Genomic DNA, 14,066 nt, shown 5'->3' on the forward strand with positions numbered 1-14,066 from the left:
GACGTCTTGTCGATCGTGGTGTTGTTCGAGCCCGCGAGGTCGGCGGAGCCGCCCCACAGCTCGCTGGTGACATCGGACGCCTTGGGGCGGAACGGTGGAATTCTTATGCGCCGTCAGCATCCGTGGCAGCGCGCGGATCCGGAATGAAATGAGTGACCCGCCCCCTTCCCGGCCCCTCGCTTCCGGCGCTTTCCGGCACCCTTTTACGGACACCCGCACGATCCGCAGGAATTACGTTCGAATGCCCGGAGAAGGGGTACGGAACCGCTCGTTCGTGTGAAGAAAAGGTAAGAGAACGCGCGTCGTGATCCTGTGACAGAAGTGTGACCGTGGAGGGACGTGCGCACCGGCCCGGCGTTCGGACTTCCGTGCCCGCCGGACAGCGCCTAGCGTGGCCGTATGGCACCGATTCCCACTCCTCCCGAGGAGCCACAGGACAGCCCGGACGGCTACGTCGGCCTCGACGCGGGACAGGCCGAACGGCGCGCCCGGGAGCGCGGATGGCCGACGGTACGGTCGCTGCCCCCGGGGACGGTCATCACGATGGAGTACCGCGTGGGACGCCTCAACTTCGAGGTCCGGGACGGCACGGTGACCCGCGCCTGGAAGGGCTGACGGCGGCGCGCACGGCGAAGGCCCCGGTTCTCGTGCGGAACCGGGGCCTTCGTCCTGCGCGGGTGGGGTGTGCGTACCGGTCCCGAGAGGTGGCGGTCAGCCGCCCGTCAGGGGGCGGGCACCGGTGGGGGTGCCGGCGCGCGCCACGCGGTCCGGGTGCGGCGGGCGGCGGCTGCCCGCCGGGGTGACCGGGGTGCGCTCCGAGCGGGCCGTGTGCGGCCCCGGGGCGAGGTGGGCGGGCGGCCGGGCGGAGCGGCCCGCGGGGACCGTCTCGCGGGTCGCGGGGGCCTCCTCCCCGGCGGCGCCGCGCGGCTTGAGGAGCACGGGCGCGGGGACCGGCGACGCGGGCACCGGAGCGGGCGCGGTACGGCCGCGGCGGGCGCGCCGGCGGTCGCGCAGAGCGAAGAGGCCTGTCTCGGCACGGGCGATCAGTGGCTCGCACCACGGCAGCGCCAGCAGGACCAGCAGGCCGGCGGCCCAGCCCAGCAGTACATCGCTCAGCCAGTGCGTTCCGAGGTACACGGTGGCCATGCCGACCCCGAGCGAGGTGACCGCGGAGACGGCCGACAGCCAGCGGCGGGCCCCCGGGGTGGAGGCCAGATAGGCCAGGATTCCCCAGGTCACGACCGCGTTCGCGGTGTGGCCGCTGGGAAATATGTCGCCGCCGAGACCCATCTCGTTCGAGCCGATGACCGTCGCGTAGTGCGGGCCGAGGCGACCCATGCCAAGCTTGGCTGCGCCGACCGTGAGGTTCAGCAGCAGCAGCGAGGCGCCCAGCGTCAGCAGCGGGCGCAGGGTGTGCTGGCGCCAGGAGCGCCAGCCCAGCCAGGCGGCGACCATCACCGCGGTGGGGCCGCGCTGGCCGAGCACCACGTAGTAGTCCACGAACCAGTGGATCCCGGCCCACTGCTGGTACGGCCGGAAGAACATGACCTGCCAGTCGAGCCGGACCAGCCACGAGGTCGTCACGACGGCCCACACGATCGCCAGGTAGAAGGCCAGGGTCGCGGAGAGCAGCACGACCCGGTGCCGGCTCATCTTCGGCACGTCGATGTGGGCCGGCCGTTCCGGCTCACGGTCCAGCCTCGTGAACACCCGGTCCAGACGGGTGAGGTTTCGTTCGGTACGCACCCAATCGACGTTACAGCGAGTGAGTGTGGATCCCCGTCGGAACAGCCTCTTTGTGATGACGATGTGATGTGGGAAAGCTCTCAGGCCGGGGTTTATCGCCGAGGATTCCGCAATCAGCGGCGGCCGCTTCCTTCAATTCCTTTGATCAAGCCGGGTCTCAGTTTTGTGGCACTTATGAATTAGTTCACCGAATCCTTGGACGGAATTGGCCGGCTGCTCATCAGGGGCCGGGGAACCGATCATGGGGGACCGGAGCCGGTCAGCCAGAACGCCCCGTACACCGCCGACGCCACCGCCACCCCGCCCACCACCAGTGCTGACCTGGAGGTACGGGCCCGGGCCAGGGCCGTGGCGAGCGGGAACAACAGGGGGAAGGCGGGCATCAGCAGGCGCGGTTTCGAGCCGAAGTAGCTCGACGCGCACAGGGCGAGCACGGTGACGACCCCCGTGTAGACGAGGAGCGGCAGCGGCTGGCCCCGGCGGACGCCCGCGACGTACAGCCGGAGCACCAGGGCGACCCCGACGATCAGCCCGGCCCCGGCGAGCGCCGAGGGGAACGACGTGAACATGGCGCCGACGAAGCGGGCGAAGGCGTAGCCGCCGTCGAAGCCGTTGCGCCAGCCGGCCTGGACGTCGAGATAGCCGAGGACGCCCCCGCCGGTGCGGCGGCCGACCCAGAGCACGTACCCGGCGGCGCCGAGGGGCGCGAGCGCCATGCCGAGGGCGTGCCGCCAGGAGAACGAGCCCCGGACGGCGGCGCTGATCCCGGCCGTCCACACCGCCGCGACCACGGCGAGCCCCACCGGGCGGGTCAGACCCGCCAGCAGGGCCAGGGCGCCCGCGGCCGGCAGCCGGCCGGCCAGCACCGCGTACAGGGACCAGGCGGCGAGCGCCGTGAACAGCGACTCGCTGTACGCCATCGACTGCACGATCCCGACGGGGAGCACGGCCCACAGCAGCACGGCGCAGACCCCGGCCCGGCGGCCGTACAACCGGTCCGCGACGGCGAAGACCCCGCACGCGGCGGCGAGCGAGGCGAGCAGGCTCACCGTGAAACCCGCGTCGGCGTACGACAGCGGGCTCACGGCGTGCAGCAGCCTCTCCAGCCAGGGCAGCAGCGGGAAGAAGGCGAGAGCGGAGTGGACGTCACCGTTCGGCAGACGCACCTGGTAGCCGTAGCCGGGCCCGGCGACCCTGGCGTACCAGAGGGCGTCCCAGCGGGCGGTGAGCAGCGTGTACGCGTCCTTGCCACTCGCCGTGCTCCACAGGGCCAGGGTGAGCAGGCCCAGGGCGCGCACGGCCGCGTAGCCCAGCAGGGCCGGGGCCGCCCGGCGGAGGAGGGCGGCGCCGGGCGGTGCCGGGCGCGTCTCAAGATCGGTCACGGGCCCGATTATCGACGGCCGCCGGAACCGGGGCGGGCGGCGGGCCTGGGCGACGGCCGGGGGCGTGGCGTACGCCACACGTGTTCCAGGGGTGGGTGAGAGGTCCACCACGTGACGGTGGCGTGAACTCGCGTACGCTGACGCCCCACTCGCCTTCGTTGCGCGGGCCGGAGACACCGCTCTTCTCCGGCCGCAGTCACGGGAGTCCCCACCCCGTGAGCCCGCCGAACCCGAGGGAACATCTGGGAGGTACGCACATGTCCGGGACGATCACGGCTGCCGAGGCGCCGCGCTCTCGGGCGGCCGGCGCCGGTGCCAACCGCTGGGTCGTCCTCGTCGTCCTCTGCGTCAGCCTGCTGCTGGTCGCCCTCGACGCCACCGTGCTCCACGTCGCGGTGCCCGCCGTCACCGAGGACCTCAGGCCCGGCGCGATAGAGCTGCTCTGGATCGTCGACGTCTACCCCCTCGTCTGCGCCTCGCTGCTGATCCTCTTCGGCACGCTGGGCGACCGCGTCGGCCGCCGACGGATCCTGCTGCTCGGCTACGGCCTCTTCGGCGTCGCCTCCGGTGCCGCCGCCCTCGCGCACGACGCGCGGACGCTGATCCTGGCGCGGGCGCTGCTCGGCGTCGGCGGCGCGATGATCATGCCCGCCACGCTCTCGATCCTCCGGCAGGTCTTCCCCGACCGGCGCGAGCGGGCGGTGGCGATCGGGGTGTGGAGCGCGGTGGCCGCGGTCGGCGCGGCGGTCGGGCCGCTGCTCGGCGGCTTCCTCCTCGAACACTTCTGGTGGGGCTCGGTCTTCCTCGTCAACATCCCGCTGATGCTGATCAGCCTGCCGGTCGGACGGCTGCTGCTGCCCGAGTCGCGGGGCGACCGCGACGGCCCGTGGGACGTCGCCGGCGCGCTGCTGGCCGCGGGCGGGCTCTTCGGCGCGGTGCTGGGCGTGAAGCGGCTCGGCGGCGGCGAACCGGTGGACAGCGCCTGGACCGTCGCCCCGCTGATCGTCGGCGCGGTGCTGCTGGTCCTCTTCGTACGGAGGCAGCGCCGCCGCACGCACCCCCTGGTGGACCTCACGATGTTCCGCCGGCCGGCGTTCAGCACCTCCGTCGGATGCATCGTGCTGGCGATGCTCGCTCTGGTGGGCCTTGAGCTGATCGCGGCCCAGTACCTGCAACTGGTGCTCGGGCTCTCCCCCCTGCAGACCGGTCTGCGACTGCTGCCGCTGACGTTCGCGGCGATGGCGGCGGGGCTCTTCGGGGCGCGGCTGCTGCGGCGGTTCGGGCCGCGCCGGATGGTGTGCGCGGGCTTCCTGCTGACCGCCGCCGCCGTGGTGACGCTGACGGCGATGGGCGCGGAGGACAACGCCGGGCTGCTGCTCTGCGGGTTCCTGCTGCTCGGGTTCGGCCTGGAGATGACGCTCTTCGGGGCGTACGAGTCGATGCTGAGCGAGGCGCCGCTCGCCCAGGCGGGCGGCGCGGCGGCGATCGGGGAGACGTCGTACCAGCTCGGCGCGGGCATCGGCATCGCGCTGCTGGGCAGCGTGATGAACGCGGCGTACGCGCCCGGGCTGAGGACGGTGCCGGGGGTGCCCGCGTCGGCGTCGGTCCGGGCGGGGCATTCGCTCGGCGAGGCCTACGACCTGGCCGCGCGGCTGGGCGGGGCGCGCGGGCTCGCCCTGCGGGAGGCGGCCCGGGACGCGTTCGTGCACGGGCTGCATGTCACGTTGCTGGTGAGCGGGGGGCTGTTGCTGCTGGGGGCGGCGATGGCGCTGCGGCTGCCGCGGGTCATGCAGTGCGAGGCGCCCGCGGCGGCCGGGGTCCCCGCTCCGCGTGAGGTCGCCGAGGACCGCGTCCCGGCCTGAACGGTTCGGCTGCGCGCGCACCCGGCGCGGCGACGCTGGACGCGGCGGGTCCGGCGTCGTAGCGTCGAGGCCGTTGCTGTAACTAGCGGTGGTAGTTTTCTCGTCCTCCGGAGGGTCCGCGCATGTCCTCGTCCTCGAAGTCGCCCCCGTTCGACCCCGCCGACCCGCTGGGCATCGACGATCTGCTGGAGCCCGAGGATCTGGCGATCCGCGGCACCGTGCGGTCCTGGGCGGCGGAGCGGGTGCTGCCGTACGTCGCCGAGTGGTACGAGAAGGGCGAGCTGCCGCAGATCCGCGAGCTGGCCCGGGAGCTCGGCGCGATCGGCGCGCTGGGCATGTCGCTCACCGGGTACGGGTGCGCCGGTGCCTCCGCCGTGCAGTACGGGCTCGCCTGTCTGGAGCTGGAGGCCGCCGACTCCGGGATCCGGTCGCTCGTCTCCGTGCAGGGCTCCCTCGCGATGTACGCCCTCCACCGGTTCGGCAGCGAGGAGCAGAAGCGGGAGTGGCTGCCGCGGATGGCCTCCGGCGAGGTCATCGGCTGCTTCGGGCTCACCGAACCCGACCACGGCTCCGACCCCGGCTCGATGCGCACCCACGCCAAGCGGGACGGCACCGACTGGGTGCTCAACGGGCGGAAGATGTGGATCACCAACGGTTCCGTGGCGGGTGTCGCCGTGGTCTGGGCGCAGACCGAGGACGGCATCCGGGGCTTCGCCGTGCCCACCGACGTCTCCGGGTTCTCCGCCCCGGAGATCAAGCACAAGTGGTCGCTGCGCGCCTCCGTCACCAGCGAGCTGGTCCTCGACGACGTACGGCTGCCGGCCGACGCCGCGCTGCCCGGGGTGACCGGGCTGAAGGGACCGCTGAGCTGTCTGTCGCACGCCCGCTACGGGATCGTGTGGGGGGCGATGGGCGCGGCGCGTTCGTCGTTCGAGGCCGCCGTCGAGTACGCGAAGACGCGGGAGCAGTTCGGGCGGCCCATCGGGGGGTTCCAGCTCACCCAGGCCAAACTCGCCGACATGGCGGTCGAACTGCACAAGGGGATACTGCTCGCCCATCATCTGGGGCGGCGCATGGACGCCGGCCGCCTGCGTCCCGAGCAGGTCAGCTTCGGCAAACTCAACAACGTACGGGAGGCGATCGAGATCTGCCGTACGGCACGGACCGTCCTCGGTGCCAACGGGATCTCGCTGGAGTACCCCGTGATGCGGCACGCGACCAACCTCGAATCGGTGCTCACCTACGAGGGCACCGTCGAGATGCACCAGCTCGTGCTGGGCAAGGCGCTCACTGGACTCGACGCCTTCCGGTAGGCCCGGAAGACCACTGATCGTCCGACCCCGTGGCCAGGCAGGGCCGGTGAGCGGCCCTGCCTCAGCTCTGGTTGAAGAAGCCGTCCTCGCGGCGCGCGGCGATCTCGCCGCTGACGATCTCCGTGTTGGCGGGGGTGAGCAGGAAGACGCGGTTGGCGACCCGCTCGATCGTGCCGCGCAGGCCGAAGGTGAGACCGGCGGCGAAGTCGACCACGCGCTTGGCGTCGGTCGCCTCCATGGCCGTCAGGTTCACGATCACCGGAACCCCGTCCCGGAAGAGCTCGCCGATGGCGCGGGCGTCCCGGAAACTGTCGGGGGTGACCGTGCCGATCCGCCGGCCGGTGTCCTCGACGACGTCCGCGGCCACCTTCACCCGCGGGTCCGTGACCCAGGCCTCCCCGGGCTCGGTCCCTTCTGAGTAGTCGTCGTCGTAGTAACGCTCGTCGTCGTTGTCGTCGACGAGGCCAAGCCAGGCACTTGCCTTGCGTACCGATCCCATGGACGCCTCCTCTCACAGCGGTCTTTCTTGCTTTCCGCATCCCTATGGTCATCCATGATGCGGACGGCGCGCCAAGTGGTTAGACGCCGCGCGGGGGGTTTGTGACGGTACTGGTGCACAGCCAGTACGTCGAGAGTCCGTGTGTCCCAAGGGCCGTCACCCAAACCGCTGCTGACTGAGAGTGAAATATGATTCTTCACTGCGTCCGGGTGACCAGTGGTACGTACGGGTGACCGGGGTGGTCAATACGACACGCCGGGTCAACGCCCTTCCCGACGCCTGATCAGATGTCGTCGGCGTCACGGGGGAACGTTGTGTTCGGAATCGTCCGGCCTTGCGGCCACCGGCTCGGTGCGAGCCTCAAGAACCAGTGGACCGCCCACTTGTGCGGGCTCTGTCTCGCCCTGCGCAAGGACCACGGCCAGTTCGCGCGCATCGTGACGAACTACGACGGACTGCTCATCTCGGTCCTGACGGAGGCGCAGGCCGGACAGGCGGACGGAGGCCGGCGTACGGCCGGCCCGTGTCCGTTGCGCGGCATGCGTACCGCCTCCGTCGCCCAGGGCGAGGGGGCGCGGCTCGCGGCGGCGGTCTCCCTGGTGCTCGCCTCGGCGAAGGTGCGCGACCATGTCGCCGACGGGGACGGGCTGCTCGCGCGCGGGCCGGTCGCGCTCGCGGCGCGCCGGGTCGCCGGCCGCTGGGGGCGGGCCGGGGAGCGGACCGGCTCGGACGTCGGGTTCGACACCGCCGTCCTCGTGGACGCCGTGGACCGGCAGTTCGGCATCGAAGCTCTGGCGGGACCCGGCACCCCGCTCCTGACCGTCACCGAACCCACCGAGACCGCCACCGCCGCCGCCTTCGCGCACACCGCGGTGCTGGCCGGACGGCCGGCCAACGCCGGGCCGCTCGCCGAGGCCGGACGTCTCTTCGGGCGCCTCGCGCACCTCCTGGACGCCGTGGAGGACCAGGACGCCGACGCCGCGTCCGGTGCCTGGAACCCGCTCACGGAGACCGGGACCTCACGCCCGGAAGCCCGGCGGCTGGCCGACGACGCGCTGCACGGGATCCGACTCGCCCTGCGCGAGGCCGAGTTCACCGATGGCAGGCTCGCCCACCTGCTGCTCGCCCACGAGTTGGGCCGCTCGGTGGACCGGGCGTTCGGCACGGGGTCCTGTGGGCACGGGCCCGACGGCTCGTTCGGGCCGCCGCCGCAGGGCGAGCCGCACCGCTTCGGCGCCGGCGCCCCGTCCGGCGGGAACCCCTTCGGCGGGGAGCCGCCGCGGCCCTCCGGGCGCGGCTTCTGGGCCGGCTGCGCCGCCGCCGTCGGGCTCTGCTGCACCTGCAAGGTGTGCTGCGCCGACGAGTTCGAGGGTCCGTGGTCGCGGAAGAGGCGTGGGGGGTGCTGCTCCGGCTGCGACGGCTCGTGCTGTGACGCCTGCCAGTGCTGCGAGTGCTTCGAGTGCTGCGAGTGTCTGTCCTGCTGCGACTGCGGGCTGTGACGGGAGCGGACCGGGCGCGCCGCGCGGGCCGAGACGCGCCGCGTGGGCGGGGCGCGGGCGCGGGCGGGGCCGAGGACACAGGCGGGGGCGAGGGCGCGGGCAGCGGTCGGGACCGGAGCAGGGGTACGGGCAGGGGCAGGGGCAGGGGCGGCTGAACGGTGGACGGTCCGGGGACGTAGCTCCTGTGGAGGACGCGAGGTTCGTCCGGCCGTTCATCATCACCGGACGCTCGAAAGGATCCAGGGACCATGTCCGGGCGCTCTGACAAGACCGTGCCGCTGGCCGTCAAGATCGTGGTCAGCGGCGGTCTCGGGGTGGGCAAGACCACCCTCATCTCCACCGTCTCCGAGATCGAACCGCTCGACACCGAGGCGCCGATGACCCAGATGTCGGTGGGCGTCGACTCGCTCGACGGCGTCGAGTCCAAGACCGCCACGACCGTCGCGCTCGACTTCGGGCGGATCACGCTCGACCCGACGCTCGCGCTGTACCTGTTCGGCACGCCCGGTCAGGACCGGTTCTCGTTCCTCTGGGACGACCTGGTGGAGGGCGCCCTCGGCACGGTGGTCCTCGCGGACACCCGGCGGATCGAGGAGTGCTTTCCGGCCGTCGACTACTTCGAGGCGCGCGGCGCGCCGTTCGTCCTCGCCGTGAACCGCTTCGACGGCGCCGAGCGGATCGGGGTGGCTGCCGTACGGGAGGCCCTGGGCCTGGGTGCGGAGGTGCCGGTGGTGGAGTGCGACGCGCGGGACCGGGGCTCCGTGCGGGAGGTGCTGGGCGTGTTGATGGACCGGGTGATCGGGGCGCGGGTCTCCCCGGAACAGCGGGGGAGCGGCAGCGAACGGAACGTGAGGGGAGGGGTGCGCGTGTGAAGGCGGGGCGGTGACGCGGGGGAGAACGCGCGCGGCGCCCGACCGGTCAGGGGATCAGGGCGCGCAGTGGGTCAGCTCAACAGGAGGAGGACCACACTCGACCGAGGTCGATGTGGGAGCGCTTGACCAGCCACTGCTGTGGATGCATGGGCCAAGTGGAACAGGCATCCGATTCCGCGTCAACCGAGATGAGACGTACGGCTCACACTGTGGACAGCCTTGACAGGGAGGGGAAACGGCGCCGTACTCTCGGTGGACGGCCCTGCTGAGGGGCTCGGCCGTACCGCGCCGCGGCGCGCCCCGTGTGAAGGCACCACCCGTGTTCGACCTTCTCCCACTCTCGGCCTCGGCCGAGCGGGGGACCCCACCACGGAGCCTCCACATGCCTTCCGCCGCCCTCGCCAGAGCCGCCGCCCTCGCCGTACCCGACGTACCTCCCGTGCCGGAGCGCACCCGATCCGTGCCGGAGCGCCTCCGATGAGCGCGTCCAGGCCGTCCCTCGTGATCGTCGGGGCCGGGCCGCGGGGGACCGGTCTCATCGAGCGCATCGCCGCCAACGCACCTGAGCTGTACGCCGGTTCGGGCCTCGACATCCATCTCGTCGACCCGCATCAGCCGGGCGCCGGCCGCATCTGGCGGGCCGCGCAGTCGCCGCTGCTGTGGATGAACTCGCACGCCGAGGACGTCACCATGTTCACCGACGAGACGGTGGACATGGCCGGTCCGGTCCGGGAGGGGCCCACCCTGCACGAGTGGGCCGGCGTGGCCGGCACCACCTTCGCGGACCGGCAGCTCCAGGGCTCGTATCTGCGCTGGGTGCACCAGGAGGCGGTGGCGGCGCTGCCGGAGACCGTCACCGTCCACCACCACCCCTGCCGGGCGCTGCGGGTGAGCGGCCCCCGCGAGGGCCTTCAGCAGGTCTGGCTCGAAGGCCGTCCGGACCCCCTCCCGGCCGACCTCGTCGTCCTCGCGCTCGGCCATCTCGACGCCGAACTCGACGACGAGCAGCGGCGGTTGGCGGAGTACGCCCGTACCCACGACCTGGTCCACCTGCCGCCGGACTTCACCGCCGACAGCGACCTCTCCGCCCTCGCGCCCGGCGAACCCGTCCTGGTGCGCGGCTTCGGACTCGCCTTCGTCGACCTGATGGTGCTGCTCACCGAGGGCCGGGGCGGACGCTACGAGAGCGACACCTACGTTCCGTCCGGGCGTGAGCCGGTGCTGTATGTCGGCTCGCGGCGCGGAGTGCCGTACCACTCGAAGATCGGTTACGAGTGGACCGGCGAACGGCCGCCGCTGCCCCGGTTCTTCGGGCCCGGCGAGGTGGCCGCACTGCTCGCGCGGCCGGACGGCTTCGACTTCCGGCGGGACGTGTGGCCGTTGGTGGAGAAGGAGTTGGGGTTCGCGCACTACCACCGGCTCTTCACCGCGCACCCCGAGCGGACCGACATCGCCTGGACCGACTTCGAGGAGAAGTACGCGGCCGGAGAGGCGGCCGAGCGCGACGCCCTGGTGGCGTCCGCCGTGCCCGACCCCGCCGACCGGCTCGACCTCGCCTCGCTCGACCGCCCGCTGGCCGGGGTGCGGTACGCCTCGGCGGACGCGTTCCAGGAGGGGCTGCGCGCATACGTCGAGGCCGACCTGACGCGTCGTCATGACCCGTCGTACAGCGCTGATCTGGGCGTCTTCCTCGGACTGCTCTCCGTCTACGGGCAGTTGATCCGGCTCGGCGGCGTCGGCCCGTGGTGGCACGGCTTCTTCAGCTACCTCGCCTCCGGACCGCCCGGACCCCGGCTGCGGCGGCTTCTCGCGCTCTCCCGGGCCGGGATCGTCCGGTTCGTCGGCGCGGACATGACCGTGACCGCCGAGGACGGGGTGTTCCGGGCGTCCAGCGCGACCGTGCCCGGCGAGACGGTGCGGGCCCGCGCCCTCGTCGAGGCACGGCTGCCCGAACCCACCGTACGGCTCGCCCTCGACCCGCTCCTGCGCGGGCTGCACGCCGACGGCGGCGCCGAGACGCCGGACGGACTGCTGCGGGTGGACCGCGCCGACGGGCGGCTCCTGGACCGGGCCGGCCGGCCGCACCCGCGGCGCTTCGCCCTCGGGCCCTACACCGACGGCCGCACCCCCGGGGCCTTCACCCGCCCGCGCACCGGCGGGCCCGCGTTCCGGCAGAACGACGCCACCGCGCGGGCCGTGCTGGCGTTCCTGCGGGAGCCGGCGTGCCGGGCCCCGGCGTAGGGCCCGTCGATCCCACCGCCGCAACCAACCACCCTGGCCGCCCCGCCGCTCAGGGGCCTCCGCACCACAGAACAGCAGGAAGGCCTCTCTCCACGGTCGCCGCCGGCCTCGACGAGTTCGTGACGAAGGGCGCCGCCGACGGCTTCATCCTCGTCCCGCACCTCACCCCGGGCGGTCTCGGCGAGTTCGTGGACGAGGTGGTGCCGCTGCTCCAGGAGCGCGGCGCGTTCCGCACGGAGGACCAGGGCGCCACGCTGCGCTCGCATCTGGGGCTCTCGGACCCGGCAGGGAAGGCCTGAGCACATGACGACAGGACGGACCGCACGACTTCGGACGCGGCAGCCGACGCGACCACCGCGACCCCCGCGACCCCCGCGACCAACGACGCCGACGCGGACGCGGGGCGGCGGTGGCACGAGCACCGCACCGAGACGGTGCCGGCGCCCTACGGCCCGCTCGCGCTGACGGGCACCCACTGGCTTGAGGACTATCCGGACGGGCGACTTCCGGACATCCCGGGGGTATGGCTGCGCGACGGTGACACCGCCGTCCTCCTCAAGGCGGCGGAGGAGGACGGACCGACCGTCGACGGAGCCCCCTTCGCGGGCGGTGTCCGCCTGGCCGCGGACACCGGACCGGTGGCCGCCGCCCGGGTCGGCCTCGGTGAACGCCGGCTCACCGTCCTGGTCCGCGAGGGCAGTCGGGGCGTACGCGACCACGACCCCGCCGCTCCGGCCCGGCTCGCGTTCACGGGCATCGAGGCCACGCCGTACGACCCGGGCCGCTCGGTGCCGGGACGCTGCACGCCGTACGACGGGAGCCGCACCGAGCGCGTGGGGACCGCGGACGGTCGTGAGCGTGGGCTCGCGCTCGCCGGGGAGTTCGCATCCGTGCTCGACGGGCGGGAGTCGACGCTCCGGGCGGCCGTGCGGGACGACGGTTCGCCGTGGGTGGTCTTCGCCGACTCCACCAGCGGGAACGGCGGTTTCCGCGTCCGGTTCCTCCACCCCGCGGTCCCCGATGCGCAGGGGCGCACGACTGTGGACTTCCACCGCGCACTGCTTCCACCGTGTGCTTTCGCCGACCACTTCGTCTGCCCCTTCCCACCGCCGGGCAATACGCTGGGCGTCGCGATCGAGGCGGGGGAGCGTGCCCTTCGACAGTGGAGTGATCAACTCGCTTGTAGCGTAGGCCGGTTGAAGGCTGCACGGCCGAAAGGCGCCCTTGCGTGCCTTGGTCGTACCGCCGAATACTCCCCCACAGCGCTTGTCAGGGACACGACGTGTTCGAAATCCGAACGCCCGGCCCTGACTGCGCCTCACCGGGCCCCGACCCCACGCGGGCCCCCGACTTCCCCAGGAGGGAACGACACGTGAGGATCAGGCGCACCACCCCACAGAGCGGCATCGCGAGACGGACCCGGCTGATCGCCGTGGCGACCGGGTTCGCGGCCGCCGCCGCGTTCGCCGTCCCCACCGCGAGCGCGAGCGCCACCGACGCACGGACCTTCAGCGCGACCCAGCTCTCGTCGGTCAACAAGTCCGTCCTCAACGCCGATGTCCCGGGCACCGCCTGGGCCGTCGACAGCACGTCGGACCGCGTCGTGGTCACCGTGGACAGCACGGTGTCGCAGGCCGAGATCGCCAAGATCAAGAGCGCGGCGGGCAGCGCCGCGGGTGCCCTCACCATCAAGCACACGCCGGGCCGGTTCAAGAAGCTGATCACCGGCGGTGACGCCATCTACGGCGGTTCCTACCGCTGCTCGCTCGGCTTCAACGTGCACAGCGGGAGCACCTACTACTTCCTGACGGCCGGCCACTGCGGCGAGGTCGCCTCCACCTGGTACTCCAACTCCGGTCACACCACGGTGCTGGGCACGAACGTGGGCTACAGCTTCCCGACCAACGACTTCGCCCTGGTCAAGTACACCAACACCTCGATCGCGCACCCCAGCGCGGTCGGCTCGCAGACCATCTCCAGCGCGGCCACCCCGAGCGTGGGCACGACCGTCTACCGGCGCGGCTCCACCACGGGCACGCACAGCGGCCGGGTCACCGCTCTGAACGCCACCGTCAACTACGGCAGCGGCGATGTCGTCTACGGCATGATCCAGACCACGGTCTGCGCCGAGGGCGGCGACAGCGGCGGTCCGCTGTACGGCGGTTCCGTGGCGTACGGTCTGACCTCGGGCGGCAGCGGCGACTGCACCTCCGGCGGTACGACCTTCTTCCAGCCGGTGACCGAGGCGCTCAGCTACTACGGCGTGAGCGTCGGCTGACCCCTCCTCCGTCACCCGCGCCGAAACGGCGTCGGCCCCCGCACGCGACCGTGTGCGGGGGCTCGCCCTCGACCGGAGCGCGGCGTTACCGTCGAGGACGACACCTGATGCGTCCACGTCGAGCCCTGGGGGGCCGTGATGGTCGAGGAGCTGGTGACGGCGGGCGTGACGCTCGTGTCCGTCGGAGCGGTGTACGCGATGTCGGCGGCGCGGGTCGTCAAGCAGTACGAACGGGGCGTGGTGTTCCGCCTCGGCAGGCTCCGGCCGAACGTGCGCGGACCCGGCTTCACGACGGTCGTCCCGTTCGTGGAGAAGCTCCGCAAGGTCAACATGCAGATCGTGACGATGCCGATCCCCGCGCAGGAGGGCATCAC

The 14,066-nt window shown here is 72.6% G+C and carries 11 protein-coding genes and 2 pseudogenes; 10 read left to right on the forward strand and 3 right to left on the reverse strand.

The window, feature by feature from the left end; translation table 11 throughout:
* Positions 1 to 399 precede the first annotated feature (399 nt).
* Positions 400 to 615, forward strand: a complete 216-nt coding sequence (locus ABZT12_RS38575; protein WP_356394336.1) for an I78 family peptidase inhibitor — start codon at positions 400 to 402, stop codon at positions 613 to 615.
* A 96-nt stretch (positions 616 to 711) separates the two neighbouring features.
* On the opposite strand, the gene ABZT12_RS38580 is transcribed toward ABZT12_RS38575, so the two are convergent.
* Together ABZT12_RS38580 and ABZT12_RS38585 are read right to left on the reverse strand one after the other, a co-directional pair.
* Positions 712 to 1,746 carry a phosphatase PAP2 family protein gene (locus ABZT12_RS38580; protein WP_356394339.1) on the reverse strand — a complete coding sequence of 345 codons (1,035 nt, stop codon included), beginning with the start codon at positions 1,744 to 1,746 and terminating at the stop codon, positions 712 to 714.
* A gap of 239 nt (positions 1,747 to 1,985) precedes the next feature.
* Positions 1,986 to 3,128: a hypothetical protein gene (locus tag ABZT12_RS38585; RefSeq protein WP_356394342.1), complete on the reverse strand. Its 1,143-nt coding sequence runs from the start codon at positions 3,126 to 3,128 to the stop codon at positions 1,986 to 1,988.
* Between the two features lie 257 nt (positions 3,129 to 3,385).
* Here ABZT12_RS38585 and ABZT12_RS38590 point away from each other — a divergent pair, with 257 nt between their 5' ends.
* Both ABZT12_RS38590 and ABZT12_RS38595 read left to right on the forward strand, forming a co-directional pair.
* Positions 3,386 to 4,990: an MFS transporter gene (locus tag ABZT12_RS38590; protein ID WP_356394344.1), complete on the forward strand. Its 1,605-nt coding sequence runs from the start codon at positions 3,386 to 3,388 to the stop codon at positions 4,988 to 4,990.
* A gap of 122 nt (positions 4,991 to 5,112) precedes the next feature.
* Positions 5,113 to 6,303 (forward strand): acyl-CoA dehydrogenase family protein, encoded by a 1,191-nt coding sequence (locus tag ABZT12_RS38595; RefSeq protein ID WP_356394347.1) that lies wholly within the window; start codon positions 5,113 to 5,115, stop codon positions 6,301 to 6,303.
* Positions 6,304 to 6,364: 61 nt separating this feature from the next.
* Here ABZT12_RS38595 and ABZT12_RS38600 read toward each other — a convergent pair whose 3' ends face one another.
* Positions 6,365 to 6,802, reverse strand: a complete 438-nt coding sequence (locus tag ABZT12_RS38600; protein WP_356394350.1) for a cell division protein SepF — start codon at positions 6,800 to 6,802, stop codon at positions 6,365 to 6,367.
* Between the two features lie 314 nt (positions 6,803 to 7,116).
* Between ABZT12_RS38600 and ABZT12_RS38605 the strand changes: the two genes are divergently transcribed.
* From ABZT12_RS38605 to ABZT12_RS38635, 7 genes and pseudogenes are all read left to right on the forward strand, one after another.
* Positions 7,117 to 8,301 (forward strand): DUF5685 family protein, encoded by a 1,185-nt coding sequence (locus tag ABZT12_RS38605; RefSeq protein ID WP_356394353.1) that lies wholly within the window; start codon positions 7,117 to 7,119, stop codon positions 8,299 to 8,301.
* A 248-nt stretch (positions 8,302 to 8,549) separates the two neighbouring features.
* Positions 8,550 to 9,173, forward strand: a complete 624-nt coding sequence (locus tag ABZT12_RS38610; protein ID WP_356394356.1) for an ATP/GTP-binding protein — start codon at positions 8,550 to 8,552, stop codon at positions 9,171 to 9,173.
* A gap of 477 nt (positions 9,174 to 9,650) precedes the next feature.
* Entirely contained in the window at positions 9,651 to 11,414 is a 1,764-nt protein-coding gene (locus ABZT12_RS38615; protein WP_356394359.1) for an FAD/NAD(P)-binding protein, read from the forward strand.
* Positions 11,415 to 11,506: 92 nt separating this feature from the next.
* Positions 11,507 to 11,713 (forward strand): annotated as a pseudogene (locus ABZT12_RS38620) (F420-dependent methylene-tetrahydromethanopterin reductase); the annotation flags it as partial.
* Between the two features lie 135 nt (positions 11,714 to 11,848).
* Positions 11,849 to 12,571: pseudogene (locus tag ABZT12_RS38625) on the forward strand (DUF1684 domain-containing protein); the annotation flags it as partial.
* A 215-nt stretch (positions 12,572 to 12,786) separates the two neighbouring features.
* Positions 12,787 to 13,692 carry a S1 family peptidase gene (locus ABZT12_RS38630; protein ID WP_356394362.1) on the forward strand — a complete coding sequence of 302 codons (906 nt, stop codon included), beginning with the start codon at positions 12,787 to 12,789 and terminating at the stop codon, positions 13,690 to 13,692.
* 138 nt (positions 13,693 to 13,830) lie between these two features.
* Positions 13,831 to 14,066 (forward strand): SPFH domain-containing protein (locus tag ABZT12_RS38635; RefSeq protein ID WP_356394365.1); only part of this gene is annotated, 236 nt, incomplete at its 3' end.

The organism is Streptomyces sp. NPDC005423, from assembly GCF_040606415.1.
Lineage (GTDB): Bacteria > Actinomycetota > Actinomycetes > Streptomycetales > Streptomycetaceae > Streptomyces.